Origin of the sequence: Neobacillus sp. YIM B06451 (assembly GCF_032667185.1) — a bacterium.
In the GTDB taxonomy this organism is placed as follows: domain Bacteria; phylum Bacillota; class Bacilli; order Bacillales; family Cytobacillaceae; genus Bacillus_D.
The window spans coordinates 237036-255824 of sequence record NZ_JAVFKJ010000002.1 but is presented as its reverse complement, the minus strand read 5'-3'; the positions used below and the strand labels follow the sequence as shown (position 1 = coordinate 255824).

Below are 18789 nucleotides of genomic sequence, written 5' to 3'. Positions count from 1 at the left end.
GAACCCGCCTGAATTTTACATTCGGGCGGGTTCGTTTTTTCTATCAACCTCGGGTTTCTAGTGCAGGGGGGATGGTGAATGGCGGGTATTTGCTGTCTTACTGCCAAAGGAGGGCATGGGGTATGGTCCGATTTTTCCTAAAAAGGGAAGTTGGATAGGAAGGGAAAATATTTTTAAAAAATTCAAAATGTTTTTCTGTTTTCATCTATAATAGAGTTGCGCTTGGGTTTTCTTCTTCCTAAAATGGCTAGTAAATGGGAGTCGAGGATTTGAAGATGTATCTAAAACATAGAGGGATAGGGGAATTGATTTGAAAAGGTGTTTGCTTATTTTAATCATTCTTTTTTTACAAGGCTGCAGTGAGAGCGGGAAGGTTTCGGATAAAGGGGAAGGGAACAATCCGATTAGCACGAATGAGGCTCTTGAAACCGAGGAGACGGATAATGCAGGGAGTATTACTGTCGCCGCAAGCGTCTATCACTGGCAGGGAAACTATGATACTGGTTTTGCTGTTAATGAGAATATCAATTTAGATAACGATGAGTTTGTTGAAACAGTGGAAATTTCGGGCGGAAAGCCGGAAGGGGATTCAACAGTTCCGGATGATTTTTACATAAGAATAACGGATACCAATAAGAACACTGTTTTGCCCCATATCTCTGAAAGCGGTTCACCACATGTATTTTCCATGGATATGAACAAAGATGGATACTATGAATTTATTATCAGTGACAGTTACAGAGGCCCTGCCACCTCTGAAGTTTACACGTATAACGGGGAAGAAATCATACTAATCGCACATTCAATTACTGGAGACATCAAGTCTGTTGAAAATGACAAAGTCCTTTTATCTACCGGGGTGGAGCTTTCGTTCAATGGCAAAAACGTGGTTAATCAAAAAGGAGCGGCTGTGGGAAAGAGTTTGTACGCTTCGGAAGAGGATGATGTACACGAAGACGAGGAAGTAGCCCCGGAAACAGTCGAAACTGAAAAAGAGACTACAGAAGCAGTCGCCACAGAAGAGCCAACCAATCATACCATTTTGATGAAGGTAAACCCCGAAGAGTTTAAGGTTATTTTCAATAACACGTATAAAAAGGTTTATAAAGAGCTCACCCCATCCTTACAAAAAACAGTTGGGAACACAAAAATTCCGGAAACTCTCATAACAGGGGAGTATGACTGGGGCAATAAAGTATTTACATACTACTTTAATAAAGATTTAAGAGTCACTGGATCGATTAACGAGGATGGTACAATCAAAGTGGTTGGACTGTATAAGGAATTGCCCGAGGAGGTAACCTTAAATATAAGTGAAGAATTGTTGATGGCAAACGCGCAACATGCCATTGCCCAACAAGCCCTTATTCGATCAGTCAGCGAGGGTACAACGAAGCAAGATGTAGAACAAATATTTAAAGGGTTCGTCGAGGAATACAAACAAGCGAGTGATACACCGACCGTGGTCTATGAGGGAATCAAGTATAGTGATATTACAGATAAAGAAAATCCGAAGAGGCATTTTAATCTGTTTACGATCATGTTGGAAGGGATGGAGTAGGCGGCAACTGCTGCCTCGTCCGCTCGTGAAAGGCGTTCTATTAAGTAGTTCTTCAAAAAAGGACTTCCCCTGTCGATCTAAATGGTGCAAAATATAAGGAATTAAATGGATTGGTCAAATATGTAAAAAAACAGTATACTATTTTTAAAGGAGGGAATTTCTTGAAAATAAGATTGGCAGATTTTTTGATAAAGGAATTTAATCCTGATAATAATATGGAGCTTGATATTGAATGGATAATTGGTTATTCGAATCGCGAGAATATGAGAAAACTTAATTATCATGAGATAAAAGAGGTTTCGGATAATTATGGATTAATTGAGGTACCTGACTCAGTATGGCGAATGGTATCTAGAGAAATAAATAATGAAGATTTTGACCAAATTGAGAAAGCTATAAATCTGTTGTATATTTCTCTCTATGTTCTTGGAGGACGTAATTGATGAGTAACAATAGTGTCTTGGATATTTCCTTGCAAAAAAGTTTAGATGATTTAAATATGTTACAGGGTAATTTAGAACAATTACAATTACAAATTGAAGATATAAAGAAGATGCCCAAGAAGTTGCTTGATACAAAACTCCAAATCACGGATATACTGTTCGTACTAATGGCAGGGGTGACTGGAGGAATCTTTTCTTCCTCTGATAAGCTGGATAAATTCCTTGATAAAATTCATGAATCTTCTAGTAAAAAGGACTCGTTTGCGGGGAAGCTTTTTCATCATGTTGGCGATTATATAGATAGACCAAACGGTGATAAGTTTCTTACAAGAGGAGGGACAAATCCTGAGGTTCCCTTTCATCGAGTTCTTTTTGGACATGATGTTTTCTCTATACGCAGTGATAATCCTTTTCTTGTTACTGCAGATCAATATGGTCTGCTCAAGGGGGTAACGCAAGCTGTTCGTCATTTGATTGCCGACACTTTCTCCAAGCAGGGTCTTCCGCTTCCCGGTCACTCTTTTTTTGACTTTACCAAAGATAATGGAGGGACAGGAAATTATTTAATCGAATTGACCAAGAAGATAACAAAGGACGCAAAACTTGCCAATCCAGGTGGGGAAGTCATAAAGCATGGTGAAGCTTTTAATCATTTGTTTACCCTAAGGATGCAAGATCTAGCATCACACGGAATAACCTGGGGACTATGTCAGAGCTATTTTAAAGCGTGTAATATTAAGGATAAGATCAGGAAGTCGCAAATTAAAATCCTTGCATATTTTATTTCCTTTGTAACGAATTTCTTTGTAGGGATGAAGAAAACTGGCGGTATTCCCTATATCAACTGGCCCACTCTTGTATTACTAGTAAAAGAAATTGCTTCTTTTTACCATTTGAATTGGATGGAAATTAGGGAGTTAGAACAAATAACCGTTAAATTAGTTAGCGAAAATAAACAAATTGAGGCAATGGTTTATGAGACGGGGTCAAGTTTAGTAAGTTATGAAAGTGGCATAGATTATATCCTGGAAATAGAAAAACAAGCAAAGATATATGCCAATTTAGTAGATTTCTTTGAGGAGGATTTATAATATGCCAGTTCCATTCTTGATCCCGATTATTGCTGGGGTAGGTGGAGTGATTCTAGGCGCTCTGTCCAGACAGCCTGAAGTCAACCGGTTAAAGAATCAAGTAAAAACTTTGCAGGCAGAAATTCAACGGCTTCAAAGAGTGATAAAAGAACAAGACAGACAAATCAAAGAATTAAAAGTTCGCTATAGTACGCTTAAGGCTTATCATTTTATTGAAAAGTCCAAACATAAATCAAAAATTAAAGGTGCAATAATGTTCCAATATTGTTTCAAGGAATATATGGATTTACTTATCATGCAGGCACGCAGCAGCAAAAATCAACTTACCGAAGAAGAACTGTACTTCTTTAATATTTTTGAAAGAATGACTAATAATACTGAAATAACAATAGAAGAGAAAATGTTTCTTCGCGGGTATATTAGGGATAAATACAGCTTTCAAATTGACCGTATGATAGCACCGAATAATGGGGACATAATTGAAAAGGTGGAAAACTTCCATGTGGCTTAATTATACTTTTTGGTATTTGTTAATTTTGCTTAAGTATATATTGGTTGGTGGTATTTCATCAATTATTATTGGTATATTTTTTCCTATAGCAGGCTGGGTGGTTGCGGGTTTGTTTCTAATTGGAATGTTTCCCGCTGCAACAAAAGATTTCAAAGAAAATCGCCTACCGAAAATCCGCAAAAATAATATTAAAAAAGAGTATGCAAAGATTAATATCGAATTTAAAGGGTTTGAAGAATCTTTAAGAAGTTTTAAAAGGGAATGGAATTAATTAAGTCCTTGGTTGGTAAACTATGAGGGCAAAAAGGGGACGGTTATTGTCCGCCAAACCGGCAACCAAGAACCGTCCTCAATTTTTGCCTTATTTATAAATCAAGAGGAAGTCATTTTTAGATTTAATTGGTTGTATAATCAAACCGAATGAGTCTTTGTTGTAGTTTGCTACCGGGATTCTGGTTATGTCGAATTGGACGATTACGGAATCGGAAGTACCATTATAATTTGTGAATTCAGGATCGATGTCAGTATATGCGATACACGATTACTTTTTCACATAGGATGCCCAAAGGTTAGACCGTGATAATAAAGAAGGTTCATTTGTTATCGAATAAAGTGCTTTAAGCTGATAAATATGAACTGCGTGATATCCTATTGCAACATGAGGTTTTTTAGTTTTCATTGTATAGTAAGAAAGGTCATACATCGTAAAACCGCCCATGTCATACTTAGGAAGAACCTTCTTTAATGACTGAATCCCTCTATTGAATAGAGAGTTAGCCTGTTGCTGACCATAATCGCCTTGCACTTCCAATTTAGACCAATCGTACAATCCTAACAGAACAAACATGTAGCCATTGAGAGTGTAGTTGTTTTTAGGGGTAACATATTCCTCGAACCAAATATAGTCTTTCCACTTTGAACTGATATCCCCGAGGTCGGTCATAACTCCGCCGTTTGTTTTAGATACTTGAAGAAACTCTAGAGACCTTTTTCCTGCTTCCAGATACTTTTTATCATTGGTTAGGCGGTAAGCTCGCGAATAAACACTTAATGCTTCTCCTTGAGGCATTGCAGATACCCATCCCGGCTTGTAATTGTAATTGTATTCCGGTTTCTTGAATGGAAACGCATAACGGAAGGAACCGTCCTTACTTTGCATGGAAATTAAAGTGTCTGCATATTTTAAGAAATTTTTTCTAGTGTTTACATCCCAGTTTCTCAAGTACCTACCATGCTCCGCCAGAGCAAGATTACTCAATGTAACAGGGTTATAAAATGGCTTTCCATAATAAAATATCATAGGGATGCCGTTTTTATCGTATGATACTCTTCCTCCCTCTTCTAAATTTTTCTTACTGTAATTCAAGTAATCGCCAGTGACACTATAATTAGTCATGTAAGGAGTGTAACTGTGACTACTAACATTATAAGTCTCTTGAGAATTTTTAGCATGAGTCGACAAGATGGCCGCACTTGCTTCATTATCCATAAAAGAGAATAGTACCCCCGTTACCGCTAATGTTTTGATTATTAATTTTATCATTCCCGTACCCCTAAACTTTTCTTTTTATATTTATTTCCTGACCGTACTTATTTATAAAGCCATCATTTAGACATGCGAACACCTCTCCGAACGGCCCTAAATTTTTGGCTTATTTATAGATTAATAGAAAGTCATTTTTTGATTTCGTTGGTTTTATAATCAAACCGAAAGTGTCTTTATTGTAATTTGCTACTGGAATTCTGGTTATGTCGAATTGGACGAGTACCGAATCTGCAGTAGAATTATATTTTATGAACTCGGGATCTATGTCAGCATATGCGATATAGGAAGTCGGTACATTGTATAGCTCGTTATCGGTTTTTTCATAGTTGAAAACCAGCGAAATGGAGCCTATTAAGTCCTTGCTGCGGAAGCTTTCCCAGTTTGCTTTTGAAAGGCTGCTGCCTTTTTTAATTTCGATGGTTAGCTTTCCTTCCTTTGTAATTTGCGGGTAGTAAAGCTGATAGTGGTTTGTATTTGTTAACGGGTCATTTGGGTATGAACCTTCACCAATAAACAAGGTTTTGTATTTGTCTGTTACAGACTGTGTGCATTTTCCTACCCGGTCAACCGCATCCTTTTTGTCTTTTGAAGGTGTCTCGTATTTTATATCGGCTTTTTTGACATAATGACCGCCACCAAGGCCATATAACCCACCGGCCAATGGCTTATAATTATAGATCCTGTAAATTTCCCCTTTTTTTAGCTTCTTGGTTGGTGTCAATTTCGTATTATCGGACAGCTTGTATAATTGCGTGTCTTTTAAGATGGTAGCCCGTCCGATTTGGCCTTTCTTCAATTCATCCTTACCCCACATTACTTTTGTGGATGGGTAAGGTGCAATGAAATGATAGCCTGGGCCGTTGTATGCGATAACCGTATATTTACCCCCTTTTTCCTCTTTCGCGTAAACTGAACCAGATTTCCAGCCCTCTCCACCCAATATCATATTTCTTCCATTGAAAAGATCATCCATTTTGGCAATCAGAACTTTTTCGGATAGAGGAAATCCTAATAAGGTAAAGAGTTTTGCCGAATTGGCCCAATCCTTCTTTTCTATTACACTGGTAAATATTTTAATTCTTTCCTTGTCCTCAGCACCGTAGGTAAAAATCGGGAAACCTTTCCCATCAGTCACCATAAAAACATCATTATCCAAACCCCCATAACGGATTTGGTATCCCATTTTATCGATTTCTTTATGAATCTTTTCAACATACGGGTTACATTTCTGGGTACCTGCTGACGCGGGTAAAGCAGGTGCAACACTTAAAAGAAGGAAAATACTCAGCAAGATTCCAAAAGCCTTTTTCATTGTTTTAACCTCCGACTGGACAGTTTGAGTTTCGTTACAAAAATGAATCTTTGCCTAATGAAAATTAGTTGATGTTTTTTCTGACCCTGTTCCAAAGATAGGGACGTTATACTTCTCTTCTAATTTATTCATCGTAAGCTCTTCTTCCATGAAAGCCTCCTATCCTTTAATAGGAATATTGTACCATATCTATTACTGGTTCTTATTTTGATATATTAAAAGTTTTGGGAACCAAGTAGGGAATAAAGATAAATCTTGTCAATTTCTGAACGACATACAGTGGACCATGGGGACGGTTCGGATGGGATTGGTCACAGCTTTTGTTTAGGAGTGTTTATTGTTGTAAAGGGGTTGAAAGTTTGGGCCCCCGTTAGAACCGCTAACACGATTCTGACGGGGCGTTTTGGTGTGCCGGTTGGCAAATTCAGAACCGTCCCTTGTTTGCCTTGGTAGGCAGCCGGGAATGAGAGTTATAACGACTAACTGGGAGGGACGGCTATGAAGAAGGCGACGCTTATGGCGGTTGGGGTTATGTTGGCCGGATGCATGGGAATGGACAATTCCCCGTCGCCGCCGGAGGAGCGGAAAAATGAAGCGATGATTGATGCCCCTCATATCTCACAGTTGCCAGAATTTGATCGGGGCTGTGAGGTGACCTCTTTAGCAATGATGCTTCAGCACGCGGGGGTTAAGGTTGGAAAAGAAGAGCTTGCTTCCGAAGTTGCAAAGGTGCCCTTTGAAGAGGACGGGAAAAGAGGCCATCCTAATGAAGGATTTGTCGGGAACATGGAAACCTTTGATGAACCAGGGATCGGCGTCTTCCATAAACCAATCGCAGAGCTTGGAGAAAAATACTTGCCTGGAAAAATTGTTGACCTGACTGGCCAGAGTTTTGATGAAGTGCTGGACCATGTGGCAGATGGGCGCCCGGTCTGGGTGCTGGTGACAAGTACTTTCAATACCGTACCAGAAAGTGAATGGGAGGTATGGGATACAAAACAAGGGGAAGTGAAAGTCACCTATAGATGGCATTCCGTGCTTCTGACCGGATATGATGAAAACCATGTATATGTAAACGACCCGCTAGATGAAAAGAACCGAAAACTTCCGAAAGAAGAATTCGTTGCAGGCTGGGAGCAATTTGGCAACCAGGCGATTACTTATCTTGAATAGTTGGGTGCTTAAAAAGCGCATGACTTATACATGATCTGCGCTTTTGATAAAGGTGCCCGCGACAAATTTTGAGTTGATCATTGAGAAACAGGTATAGTTGTATTTTGAAGACGTATGGATCATAAATCCATGCGTTTTTTTGTGCTAATTGACGATGTAAATAAATTTAAAAAAAGTTGAACTCACTTGACGATTCAGTGGGGGGAAGGCGAATGGCGTGTATTTGCTGTCTGGCTGCCATAGGCAGGCAAGGTGTATTGTCCACTTTTCCCCAAAAGGGCAGTTGGATTGAATGTCGAAAATTGTTGTATGCAGAATTATCCACTTTCTGTATAATGTGATTAATCCACACTAGTAAAATATTACATTCGATTAAGGAGGAGGAACGTGGAAGGTATTACAATTAAAGAAGGATTGAAAAATATGGATTTTGAGAAGGTTACTGAAATGCTTTCAAATGCATTTTGGTGTAAGGGAATAAAAGTTGACGAAGTAATAAAAGGTGCTGAAAATTCCGCATTAGTTGTTGGAGTTTTTATTGATAATAATCAGATAGGTTATGCAAGAGTGATTTCCGATAAAACAAGATTTGCATATATTCTTGATGTGTATGTTCATGAAGACTTTAGAAGAAATGGACTTGGCCAAAAAATGGTTCAATACATACTTAGTCATGAAGAATTAAAGGAAGTATATCAATGGCTATTAATTACAAAGGATGCTCATGGTGTTTATAGTAAAGTTGGTTTTAATCCAATTTCACGTCCTTTGGATTGGATGGAGATCAGAAAGGATAGACCGATTAATTCTTAATAGGGCTCTATTAAGTTAGTTACTGATAATGCGTTAAAAACGAAGATCAGCAGGTAGTAAAATTAAATTTAATTAAATTTGAAGTAAGTTAATGGGGGACTATGATGAAGAGATTACTCAGCATGTGTATTGCATTTGTTATAGGGATTGGGATATTTAGTGGAGGAATGGTTGTTAACGCGTCTGGAGTAAATAAAGAAGGTAATAGTGCAAATAATATAGCGAATGGTGGAGAAGTAACGAAACAAGGGGATTGGATATATTATATTCATCGCAACGGAAATAGGGGTTTATATAAGATAAAGACGAATGGGACGCAAAACACTTATTTAAATGTAAAAGGTGTCGATCAGTTAAATGTAATAGGAGATTACGTTTATTTTGCAAGTATGACAGAGATTGGAAAATTGTATAGGATAAAGACGAATGGAACTGGGAAGCAGAGTTTAAATGTATGGGGAGAGTATTTTGTAGCGGTAGGGAACTGGATATATTTTCATAATTTAAAAGATGATTGGAAGTTGTATAAGGTAAGTTTGGATGGAAAGAAGTTAGTAAAGATAAGCAATGATGCTGCGGCGCAGATCCATATAGTAGGGAATACTATTTATTATACGAATCATAGTGACGGGGAGAAATTATATAAGATAGGTGTAGATGGGAAGAATCGGGTTCGTTTAAATAATAAAGACATGCATATACAGAATATGACTGTGTATAAGGGGTGGATTTATTATGGATCGAATCAGAAGTTTTATAAAATGAGTGTGGATGGTAAGAAAAGAATACTGTTATCGAATGACCATCCAGGTCTTATAAGTGTGGCAAATGACTATGTGTATTATATGAAATTAGGAGAAAAGGATGGAAGTGTGAATGACCGTGCATTGTATCGGATGAAGATAGATGGAACGGGAAAGAAGCGGTTGGTAACTGGACAGACAACGAATTACAATGTAGTGGATGGATATATTTATTACATAAAGTGGGATCATAATTTGGATGATGGGAAGTATTATCATTATCGGATGAAATTAGATGGTACAGGAAATCAGTTATTTATGGGAAAGAAAGAGGTCGTAAAACCTGTAGAAATAAAGGAACCTGAGTTGTATGTGAATAATGTATTGGATAAGAGGGGGTTTCATGAGAATTCGGGAGTATTGTATTTGCCGATAGACACGATTGTTAAGAAGCGTGGGTATACCTATGAGTATGATGAGGATTATATGTCGATGACATTGACAAAGAACGGGGAAGTCATGGTAATAAATTTAGGGAAAGAGATTTTTTATAAAGATGATAAACTGTATGAGGTATCAAAAAGAAAAGGAACGTATGGGTATGTGGCAACTCCCATGTTTGTAAATAATCATATGTATGCACCGGATGATTTTTTCACTATTTATTTTGGGGCAGTTGTAAAACAGGAAACTGTGAATGGTTTGAGGAAGGTTTATGTTTCGGTGAACTAAGGGGTTAGGAAGGAGTGGGCAATTGTATGTTAATTGGTCACTCGTTTTTTATAATTGTAAAAGTAGTTGGGTTCTAATTCGCTTTAAGTAATATTTGATTTTTTAAAAATTCCCACAAATATATTGAATCTTCAAATTTGCTATGATACCATTAGGTTTGAAAGAGCTTACATTCTGACATTTAAATACTTATTCATTGAGATTGTGACTTTCGAAGGGCTGCGTCCAAGTAGGGCGTGGATTTCGGCTAATTTTCGTTAGGCAAGACTCAAAACAAATTTTTCGAAATTTGTTTTGGGTCTTTTTTTGTTTATCGATGTATAGAGTCGGCTTTTTCGTAAAACAAACCACACAGCCATGTATCTACGGAAAGGAATGAAGGCACATTGAAAAAAATAATGAAAGATTTTAAATCGATTTTTTCAAGTGAAACAGACACGGTTCCAGGGGATATTCCTGTCTATTCGCCAGCCTATGGAGAGGCCATCGTCTTGGCAGAGGTAAACGACCCAGTTTTTAGTGAGGGTATCATGGGAACTGGCTGTGCGATTCTTCCTGAGCAAGGCGAGCTTTATTCTCCTGTCTCTGGTGAGGTTACGGCGCTTTTTCCTACCTACCATGCAATTGGAATCAACGGGGACCATGGTGAAGAAATCCTTTTGCATATCGGGGTGAACACCGTCGAGATGAATGGCGAGGGATTTACCCCATTTGTGAAAAAAGGCGATCGGGTGGATGTAGGCACATTGTTAATCAAATTTGATTTGCAATTAATAAAAGAGAAAAGGTATGACCCGGATATTATGGTTATTCTTCTGAATTCAAATGATTATAAAGGGATTTCCTTTGAACCAAAACGAATCCAATGTGGGGAAGCCTTGTTTTCTGTGAAGAGTAGTTAAACGAGGAGGAATCAAGATGATTATTTCCAGGCTAATGAACAACAATGCCATTGTTGCACTGGATGATCAGGGTAACGAGGTGATTTTATTTGGAAAAGGAATTGGCTTCCAAAAAAAAGCGAGGCAGCGTGTGGATGAAGCCCAAATCGAAAAAAAGTTTGTCCTGGAAACGCCAAATGAGATCCATTACCTTGAGGAATTGATGAGGTCCATTCCGCAACCTTATATAACTGCCACGAATGAAATTGTCGAGACGGCGAAGAAAGAGCTTAATACCAATTTCAAAGAAAATAATTTGTTTATATCTCTCGTTGACCATATCGCTTTTGCGATAGAAAGAAAAAAGTCGAATGAGTCTATCGAAAACCCGTTGCTGTTGGAAATTAAAAAGTTCTATCCAAATGAGTTTAACGTTGGACTTTGTGCATTGAAAATCATTAAATCGCGTACAGGCATTATGCTGGATGAGGACGAAGCGGGCTTTATTGCGTTTAATATAATGAATGCTACTTTAAATGGCTCCACAACTAGCGCGAGGGAAATCACGATTGTGATCACTCATTTGGTTTCAATTATTGAATCTTGTTTTCAACTAGAACTGGATGTAAATTCAGTATTTTATATTCGGTTTATTACACATCTGAAATTCTTCCTTTACCGTCTGTTTTCCAATAAAGAATACAGGAATAATGATGAATATTTATATGAGGTTACAAAGGATAGATTCAAGGTGGAATACGAATGTGTAAGGAAAATTGCTGGGTTTTTAAAAGAAAAATACAACTATTCTGTACCGAATGCGGAACTAGGGTATTTGTTGATCCATATCAATTCGATGATTATTCATAACAAAAAGTAGCAGTAATGGCTAATTGCGCATAGGCCGTTATGTATAAAGCGAGACGTCGCTTTTAAATGCTTGCCCAATTAATTAAAGGAGGTTTTGAATAATGGATACTGTTCAATTGGCTAAAAGGATTTTCGAGCTGGTTGGAGGAAATGAAAATATTTCATCGGTTACTCATTGCATGACTAGGCTCCGGCTTGTTGTGAAGGATAAAGCAAAGATACAGCATGACGAACTAAGCGGAATGCCAGAAGTTATTAAGGTGATGGATTTCGGCGGACAGTATCAAATTGTCCTCGGAGCAATTGTTGATGATGTTTACAAAGAATTTTTAAAACTATGTGATCGAGCAGGAGGTTTCGGCGGCCGTCCGGAATCAAGCGTATCGGGCACTGAGGCGAAAGGCCCTGGCGAACGAGGGAAGCAGAAGGTTATGGATAATCTGATTGGGACTTTGTCAGGAATCTTTACACCGCTTATCCCTGCTATGCTGGGCATGAGTTTCCTGAAGGTTCTCTGTATTATCCTTGATGTCTTTTTTGGTGTAACTGATTCCAACACTACCTATGCAATCTTAATGACGCTCTCGGATTCTTTCTTCTATTTCCTTCCGATGCTCGTCGCTTGGTCGGCAGCTCGGAGATTCGAAACGAATATCGGCGTTGCACTGATTATCATTGGGCTGCTGCTGCACCCCAATTTCCTTAAGCTTTTGGAGAACAGTGATGTTTCTTTCCTGGGCATCCCTGTAACAAATGTATATTACGCCAGTTCAGTTCTGCCTGCTATTCTATCAGTCTATTTGCTTTCAAAAGTTGAGTTCCTGCTAAAAAGGATCATCCCGAAGGCTCTGAATTCAATTATGGTTCCGTTTATTAGTTTACTGGTAGTTGCTCCTGTAACCATCTTGGTTCTCGGCCCGATTGGAAATTGGACAGGAACGTTTATCACTTCTATTTTCACATCACTCTATCAATTCAGTCCTATATTGGCCGGGGCACTCATTGGCGGTACATGGCAAATCCTGATTATTGGCGGGATGCATATCGTTATCCTGTCGTTAGTAACTGTTCCGAATATCGCGACCCTTGGCAGGGATACCGTTATTGTCACTCATGCACCGAGCCTTATGTGCCAATATGCGGCGGGTCTCGCGGTTGCACTGAAAGCAAAAGATCCAAAAGTGAAGAAAACGGCAATGACCCTGACGCTGACAGGCTTCTTTGGAGGCAGTATTGTTGAGCCGGTTATGTATGGTATCAACTTGAAGTATAAAAAACCTTTTTATTTCGTCCTTGTCGGCGGCGCAGTCGGAGGGGCGATTGCCGGAGGAAGCCTTGCCGGTGTAACAGCACCTGTTGCATTAAGTATTTATTCACTGCCGGCCTATTTCGGGGTTGGATTTACCGGACTTATGATTGGGGCAGCTGTTGGAAGTCTGATTACGTTTGTTCTAACTTACCTATTTGGGATCAATGAAAAAGTGGAAGTCGCAAGTTCCAAAGGTGAGAGTGCAGTGCCCTATACTGCGTAAAATATATCGTTGGGGGTTTTAAGATTGATGAAAGTTACAGATATCGAATTTACATCAGCGGAGCATGTTATAGAAGAAATCGAAAATATGAATGTGAAAGGTGGAAGCCCTTTTGGCAGGGCGGCTGCCTGGGCATATAAATTATGCTGTGACCAGGAAACTTTTACGAGCAAGCAAGAACTGAAAACAAGGTTTGATCACATTTCCTCTGAGATGCTGAAACTGAAGCCAACCATGGCGACCATATATAATTCGAAAAAACTAGTTTATGAGCTGTTAGACTCGTTTGCAGACGATGTAGCGGTTTTAGACATTCAACGGGAAATAAGCGGGCTTTGTTCACGAATCATTGATTACTCTTTAGAAGCTGTAGAGAAGCTTGGTGCATACGGGGCAAATATGATTAAAAATGGTGACATTATTATGATGCATAGCTATAGCAGTGCACTGATGAGCATTTTTATCCAGGCTGCAGATTCCGGTAAAAGGTTTAGTGTCATCTGCACAGAATCCCGCCCGCTAAGAGAATCGAGATTAGCTGCGAAAATCTTACAAAGCCATGGGGTTCCTGTCACGTATATTACGGATGCATCCATATGGGAGTTTATGCCTGAATGTGATTACATTATTGCCGGCGCGGATACGATTACGTATGACGGCAGCGTTGCCAATAAGATGGGGACCGCGTTAATTAGCAAATTGGCCAAGCAGTGCCATAAAAGGTTATACATTGCCAGTGAAATTTACAAAATTGATTTGCGGACACTCGAAGGCCACCAGGTGGAACTTGAGCGGCGCACGATTAGCGAAGTTATTCAAGCAGGCGATTTTGATAGCATGGATGGAATTGAGGTAATTAATCAATTTTTTGATTTAACGTACGCAGGAGATATCCATTCAATTATTTGTGAATTTGGCGTAATTCCGCCTTCCATGGTTGCTGATTATTGGACTAGGCTGGAGAATATAGTTACGACTGTGAAAGAAATTAATTTTTAGATTTCTTCTGGATAGTTTTCGTTGAATGATAAGGCCCCCGATATAACCGTTTCCGCGGTTGCATCGGGGGCTTCTATTCGTTCATTCGTGCAATCCCTAGAGATTATTCCTTACATAAATCTTTTCATTCTCAAATTTATCTACATAATCATCAAGTCCGTGATTTTCAAAAACACTTATTTTTTTATCTATAGCATCAATTATCAGTTGCTTATACTCTGTTAATATATCTAGATACTGAATCGTAATATCGTTATCTAGACAAAATTCCACATATTTTTCTAAATGTACACCTGTATTAATATTAGACAATTTACTTGTGTCAGGAGAATAAACAAAATCATACTTTTCAAAGTAATTCTTCCAACATTTTAGAGCATTATTCATGCTAAATAAGCCCGATTCTGTATCTCCATATATTTCTGCCATTGATACAAAACTATCATTAAGCCCTAATGTAGCTGCCTTTTTATAATACTCCAGAGCGATTCGGGGATTTTTTTTGCACCCTTCTCCAAGATTATGCATTATCGCAACATGCCATGCACTGTAAGCATGTCCCAAGTCAGCTGCTTTTATAAAATACTGCAGAGCCTTTTCATAATCTTCAAATTCGTCATCGTATCCATAATAGTAGGTTTCTGCTTTTTCATATAACTCCTCGGCTAAAGTGTTTTGAGATGTAGTTTCATAATTTGTTTCACTCAAGCCAGCAAAATTATGGTTATTTACATTTTGAGCTACTGACTGGATTAATTTTATTGATTCATGAATAGAGATATCAAAAAATTCTCTGTTTTTCGAAACTCTATAGCCCTCCTGTTCAAGCAAGCCATGTATCATTTTTTCAGCTTTAGAACAATCATCAAAAAACTCTTTATAAACTAAAGTAAACGGAGTTGGAATTCCAGTAGCACTTGATAACTCATCAACCCTTTGGGCGGGGTCCCTTTTTGTTTTTCCAATCTTAACCATACCTTGAAGTGATGGATTGATTAGTACATAAATATACCCGCTCTCAAATTCACTATGTGTAGTTTCTTGTTTTTCCTCTTTGTTTTCATTGTATCTTTCTGAGGCTAACTTATAAGCAGTAACCTTGCTTAACAATTCTTGTGCGTCTAATTCGATATCATCAAACAACTTTTCTATAACAAGATATAAAGCAATAACGTTTGCTCTTTCATCGGAATCCTTCCCAAATAAATTAACATGCAGGTAAATAAGTCTATTTAATTTATCATTCTCATCTTCTAAATCGGTAAAAATAAAATCCATCTTGGCTTCAAATTCATTAATAAGGATCCTGGCAATTTCATTTGCTGTCTCAACATTCATACGTATCCTCCCCGTCACCACGGAACTATAAAATTATAATAAAATATTACCATCTAACACATTTTTTAACTATAGTGTTTGATGTTAGTAATTTATCCCAATTAATTATGAAGGTCGTAAAACATTAAAGTAAAACTTGTCACCTATTAAAAGAAAGGTTAGCAAGAGGGAGTCTAGAAAGATTTGCTGCCCTGACGTAATGGGACAAAGCATTACGGGGTAAACCTTTTGTTTTAACGAATGATGCCTTTTTAAGACCTTCCTTTGATTTTCTATTGTTGTATAATTATGTTAATTGATAAATGCTCATTTCTGTTTTGGAGGTTCGTTGATGGAAAAAGGAAGAGTGTATTTTTTACCGCTCATGATCATTTTTATTTTTCTTTTAGTAGGATGTTCGGACAACTCAGCAGGAAAAAAGGAACAAAGCAATAATTTAATAGCTTACTCAAAAGATGGAGAGAAGTTATTTGAATTAGCCTCAAATCCAGTGCTTGAAAATGGTAAATATTTTTATTACTGGACCTTTTATCAACCGATTGATGTAAAAGGAGGGCTGGTGAGCTTTACTCTAAAATGCTTGGACTGTAAAAATGGCTCATTTACACATGGCTACTATAATTTCCCCCAATACCATCCAGATAAAATTAGTGAAAATAAGCCATTTAAATTAAAAGGAACTGGACCGCAATTATTTAATGGAAAAAATAGAATTAGGGTTTATGCTGAGAACTTTTCAAAAGACCTCTATGGCGAGTTGATCGTAGAATCATCTGGGGAAAGTATAAAGCCGGAGGACGAAGGTGAGTACTACTTGGAGGAAGGTGGTTCTGCAGTTTTAGAGGAACAATCGACAGTTGGAGAAGAGCTTGAAGTACATAATGATGAGAGAGAAATTGAGATTGCCAAAGACAGAGTGAAGCCCCTTGTCTGTAAAGAGGCGGATGACGATGGGGTTTGGACAACGCTGTTATTCACAGTTAACAATACGAGTTATTATTATTTCATAGATGCACGCTCTCAAGGAACCTATGCCGGGATGTATGGTTGTTCGAATAATCAAGTTGCCTACACTCTGATAAACCCATATAAGGATGATGAGAATAATTTAAATAAAGGATTATTTCTACAGAATATTTTTTATAAGGATAACTGGATCTATTTCTCTAATTCATTTGGAAATCATTCAGCTATTTGGAAGATGGCGCCTGATGGGAGCGAAGTCTATAACCTTAAGTCATTTGATAATGGAGCTTCTATCGAAATTACTAAAATCGAAAACGGAACCATTTATTATGTTGTAAATGAAAAAGATGCTGGAGAAATAAGTGTCGAATAAAGTAACTGAATTTATGACTGTGTGACATATTATTGTAGGAAGTGACACTTATCTGCAAGGGTTCGATTGTGGTCAGAGCGTTCTTGGTTTAACTATTGTTAATATGAAAGTGGGGGAATTATGCAAATTGATTTTAGTCCTTTGAAGCCTTTTATGAATGAATTGCTACTGAATCTTTTTCTGGTATTGTTTCTTCCTTTTGTCCTTGCTCTTTTCTTAAAATTACTACTAATAAAGATGAGAGTACCGAGAAGGGCTTCGGGTACAATTGCTAGTCTTGCAATGTTATATGGAATTTATAGAATGTTTATATTTGTAACATAGAAGTGATTTATCATGGCAGGTCACCTCATAACATAGTGTTCTTTATATAAAGGGAATTTTAGTTGATTGGAACGGAGGGTGGCGACTCCTGCGGGAGTAGCGGGATAGTCGAGACCCTGGACTGAGCGTAGCGAGGGAAGCGGCTCGGCCCCGCCCGCGGAAAGCGTCCACCCGGAGTGGAAATCTAGACACACTGTTGTTTCAAATAATATTTTAAAGTAAAAAAACTGTAGACAAACCCGGATGCATTCAAGTTTGTCTACAGTCTGAAATGGCATACGCATTGACGTATGCCATTTTCCTTTATTATATGGATTCATACTTTGTGTTCTTTTTCAACGTAGCTCTTATTTGTAACTATAGATATGATAATCCTTGTTATAATAATTATTTTTAAATTCTATAAAAAATAAACCGTATTTAAAATTATCCAGATCATGAGAACGTTCCCAATTATAATTTTTAGGAATCATTGTTTTTCCTATAAGTTTTCCGGACTTATTGTATTTATTTACGCTTACCGGTGCAGTAAGATTTAGGTAGTACATATTTTTGTTATTATCAGTATTAATGATTAAATTCTCAACATCAAATCCTATTGCTGATGACGTTGCATTGGGAATCACACTTTTTTCTGTCATTTTGTTGGAATCATACCATTCACATGTCAGAGCGGCATTTCTAGTATCCTTATAAGTGATTAACAATTGTTCCTTTTCATTAAATAGTATCTGCCCTGTTTGATAGGGATTAATTATTTGTTTACTAAATAATTCGTTTCCATTCACATCGTATACAACTATTATAGTATTCAGCATTTTACCATGAGCTTGATATGCAACGGCAAGTTTCCCCCCCTTTGAGAATGAAGCGCGAAGTAAATAATAATTTTCTGGAGGAGTCAATTCCCGTACTAGTTTATTATTTTTATAAATTGGATATCTTTTTTCCATGTTTCCGAATATCACATGGCCACTCGGACCGTAAAAGGCGTAACCATTTGCCTTTGAAGACCAGATTGTCTTTCCGTTTTTTGTATCGATGTTCATAATGAACCAGTTTTTCCCGTCATTCCCGTTTAAAAAAAGGCTTCCCTGGTCTAGTAAAGCGAGCTTTGCATACCCTGTAGGTACTTCCCTCTTCCATTTTTGCTTTCCTTTTACATCTAGAGAAACAATGTAGGTTTTTTTACTGCCAACTTTCCCGTGCTCCTCAATTAAATAAACTAAGCCATCTTTATTAATCACCGAGCTATTTATATACGGAGACTTATATTTGTATAAAGTTTTTCCTTTTGAATTAACAAGTTCATATTCCAGATATGTACTAATTCCTTTAAAACCGTTTGGCCCAAGGGTAACATTCGCTGTATTCTTAGCTTTTGGTTTAGTCCAAGACTTTACTACAGAGTCCGGTAAAGAGGCGGCGTCGGTACCTCCCGCAAAGAAAATGCTGAAAAAAAGGAAAATAGCCAAAGAAATTTTGATTTTCATCATTTTGAATCCCCCTTGTTCCTTAAAAGGAATATATTCAACATTTTACCTTAAGAGGCAAATCATAGTAAATCCTTCTTTTGGAAAA

17 protein-coding genes are annotated in these 18789 nt (G+C 37.8%); 13 read left to right on the top strand and 4 right to left on the bottom strand.

The genetic code is table 11. The annotated features are described in order from the left end of the window. Positions 1–310: 310 nt before the first annotated feature. The 5 genes from RB160_RS05740 to RB160_RS05720 all read left to right on the top strand — a co-directional run bounded on the left by RB160_RS05740 (position 311) and on the right by RB160_RS05720 (position 3877). A complete protein-coding gene (locus tag RB160_RS05740) occupies positions 311–1561 on the top strand; it encodes a hypothetical protein (protein ID WP_316569274.1) in 1251 nt (416 codons plus the stop codon). 161 nt (positions 1562–1722) lie between these two features. Then, positions 1723–2004: a hypothetical protein gene (locus RB160_RS05735; RefSeq protein ID WP_316569273.1), complete on the top strand. Its 282-nt coding sequence runs from the start codon at positions 1723–1725 to the stop codon at positions 2002–2004. Beyond that, positions 2004–3095: a hypothetical protein gene (locus RB160_RS05730; protein ID WP_316569272.1), complete on the top strand. Its 1092-nt coding sequence runs from the start codon at positions 2004–2006 to the stop codon at positions 3093–3095. The genes RB160_RS05735 and RB160_RS05730 overlap by 1 nt, the downstream gene beginning before the upstream one ends. 1 nt (position 3096) lies before the next feature. Further along, positions 3097–3606, top strand: coding sequence for a hypothetical protein (locus RB160_RS05725; RefSeq protein WP_316569271.1), 510 nt, complete (start codon positions 3097–3099; stop codon positions 3604–3606). After that, on the top strand, positions 3596–3877 hold the full coding sequence (locus tag RB160_RS05720; RefSeq protein WP_316569270.1) for a hypothetical protein: 282 nt from the start codon (positions 3596–3598) through the stop codon (positions 3875–3877). The genes RB160_RS05725 and RB160_RS05720 overlap by 11 nt, the downstream gene beginning before the upstream one ends. 270 nt (positions 3878–4147) lie before the next feature. Here the strand turns inward: RB160_RS05720 and RB160_RS05715 are convergent, their stop codons facing one another. Both RB160_RS05715 and RB160_RS05710 read right to left on the bottom strand, forming a co-directional pair. Further along, entirely contained in the window at positions 4148–5149 is a 1002-nt protein-coding gene (locus tag RB160_RS05715) for a D-glucuronyl C5-epimerase family protein (protein ID WP_316569269.1), read from the bottom strand. 109 nt (positions 5150–5258) lie between these two features. Continuing rightward, entirely contained in the window at positions 5259–6464 is a 1206-nt protein-coding gene (locus RB160_RS05710) for a hypothetical protein (RefSeq protein ID WP_316569268.1), read from the bottom strand. Positions 6465–6962: 498 nt separating this feature from the next. Here RB160_RS05710 and RB160_RS05705 point away from each other — a divergent pair, with 498 nt between their 5' ends. The 7 genes from RB160_RS05705 (at position 6963) to RB160_RS05675 (ending at position 14207) form a co-directional block, all read left to right on the top strand. Next, a complete protein-coding gene (locus RB160_RS05705) occupies positions 6963–7637 on the top strand; it encodes a C39 family peptidase (protein WP_316569267.1) in 675 nt (224 codons plus the stop codon). 387 nt (positions 7638–8024) lie between these two features. Next, positions 8025–8450, top strand: coding sequence for a GNAT family N-acetyltransferase (locus RB160_RS05700; protein WP_316569266.1), 426 nt, complete (start codon positions 8025–8027; stop codon positions 8448–8450). Between the two features lie 104 nt (positions 8451–8554). Next, the gene (locus RB160_RS05695) at positions 8555–9925 is read left to right on the top strand and encodes a DUF5050 domain-containing protein (RefSeq protein WP_316569265.1); all 1371 of its coding nucleotides are present in this window, start codon (positions 8555–8557) and stop codon (positions 9923–9925) included. 386 nt (positions 9926–10311) lie between these two features. After that, positions 10312–10827 carry a PTS sugar transporter subunit IIA gene (locus RB160_RS05690; RefSeq protein WP_316569264.1) on the top strand — a complete coding sequence of 172 codons (516 nt, stop codon included), beginning with the start codon at positions 10312–10314 and terminating at the stop codon, positions 10825–10827. Between the two features lie 16 nt (positions 10828–10843). Continuing rightward, positions 10844–11686 carry a BglG family transcription antiterminator LicT gene (licT, locus tag RB160_RS05685; protein ID WP_316569263.1) on the top strand — a complete coding sequence of 281 codons (843 nt, stop codon included), beginning with the start codon at positions 10844–10846 and terminating at the stop codon, positions 11684–11686. A gap of 91 nt (positions 11687–11777) precedes the next feature. Continuing rightward, a complete protein-coding gene (locus tag RB160_RS05680) occupies positions 11778–13208 on the top strand; it encodes a PTS transporter subunit EIIC (protein ID WP_316569262.1) in 1431 nt (476 codons plus the stop codon). A 27-nt stretch (positions 13209–13235) separates the two neighbouring features. Continuing rightward, positions 13236–14207, top strand: a complete 972-nt coding sequence (locus RB160_RS05675; protein WP_316569593.1) for an eIF2B alpha/beta/delta subunit family protein — start codon at positions 13236–13238, stop codon at positions 14205–14207. Between the two features lie 96 nt (positions 14208–14303). Here RB160_RS05675 and RB160_RS05670 read toward each other — a convergent pair whose 3' ends face one another. Continuing rightward, the gene (locus RB160_RS05670) at positions 14304–15545 is read right to left on the bottom strand and encodes a GIY-YIG nuclease family protein (protein ID WP_316569261.1); all 1242 of its coding nucleotides are present in this window, start codon (positions 15543–15545) and stop codon (positions 14304–14306) included. Positions 15546–15876: 331 nt separating this feature from the next. Here RB160_RS05670 and RB160_RS05665 point away from each other — a divergent pair, with 331 nt between their 5' ends. Beyond that, the gene (locus RB160_RS05665) at positions 15877–16884 is read left to right on the top strand and encodes a hypothetical protein (RefSeq protein WP_316569260.1); all 1008 of its coding nucleotides are present in this window, start codon (positions 15877–15879) and stop codon (positions 16882–16884) included. Between the two features lie 671 nt (positions 16885–17555). Here RB160_RS05665 and RB160_RS05660 read toward each other — a convergent pair. After that, positions 17556–18704, bottom strand: a complete 1149-nt coding sequence (locus RB160_RS05660) for a hypothetical protein (RefSeq protein ID WP_316569259.1) — start codon at positions 18702–18704, stop codon at positions 17556–17558. Positions 18705–18789 lie beyond the last annotated feature (85 nt).

Bases quoted from the DNA above. Each gene is read 5' to 3' on its own strand.
- RB160_RS05675 (WP_316569593.1), top strand. From the start codon at position 13,236: ATGAAAGTTACAGATATCGAATTTACATCAGCGGAGCATGTTATAGAA.
- RB160_RS05660 (WP_316569259.1), bottom strand. From the start codon at position 18,704: ATGATGAAAATCAAAATTTCTTTGGCTATTTTCCTTTTTTTCAGCATT.
- RB160_RS05665 (WP_316569260.1), top strand. From the start codon at position 15,877: ATGGAAAAAGGAAGAGTGTATTTTTTACCGCTCATGATCATTTTTATT.
- RB160_RS05730 (WP_316569272.1), top strand. From the start codon at position 2,004: ATGAGTAACAATAGTGTCTTGGATATTTCCTTGCAAAAAAGTTTAGAT.
- RB160_RS05720 (WP_316569270.1), top strand. From the start codon at position 3,596: ATGTGGCTTAATTATACTTTTTGGTATTTGTTAATTTTGCTTAAGTAT.
- RB160_RS05715 (WP_316569269.1), bottom strand. From the start codon at position 5,149: ATGATAAAATTAATAATCAAAACATTAGCGGTAACGGGGGTACTATTC.
- RB160_RS05695 (WP_316569265.1), top strand. From the start codon at position 8,555: ATGAAGAGATTACTCAGCATGTGTATTGCATTTGTTATAGGGATTGGG.
- RB160_RS05670 (WP_316569261.1), bottom strand. From the start codon at position 15,545: ATGAATGTTGAGACAGCAAATGAAATTGCCAGGATCCTTATTAATGAA.
- RB160_RS05710 (WP_316569268.1), bottom strand. From the start codon at position 6,464: ATGAAAAAGGCTTTTGGAATCTTGCTGAGTATTTTCCTTCTTTTAAGT.
- licT (WP_316569263.1), top strand. From the start codon at position 10,844: ATGATTATTTCCAGGCTAATGAACAACAATGCCATTGTTGCACTGGAT.
- RB160_RS05705 (WP_316569267.1), top strand. From the start codon at position 6,963: ATGAAGAAGGCGACGCTTATGGCGGTTGGGGTTATGTTGGCCGGATGC.
- RB160_RS05680 (WP_316569262.1), top strand. From the start codon at position 11,778: ATGGATACTGTTCAATTGGCTAAAAGGATTTTCGAGCTGGTTGGAGGA.
- RB160_RS05725 (WP_316569271.1), top strand. From the start codon at position 3,097: ATGCCAGTTCCATTCTTGATCCCGATTATTGCTGGGGTAGGTGGAGTG.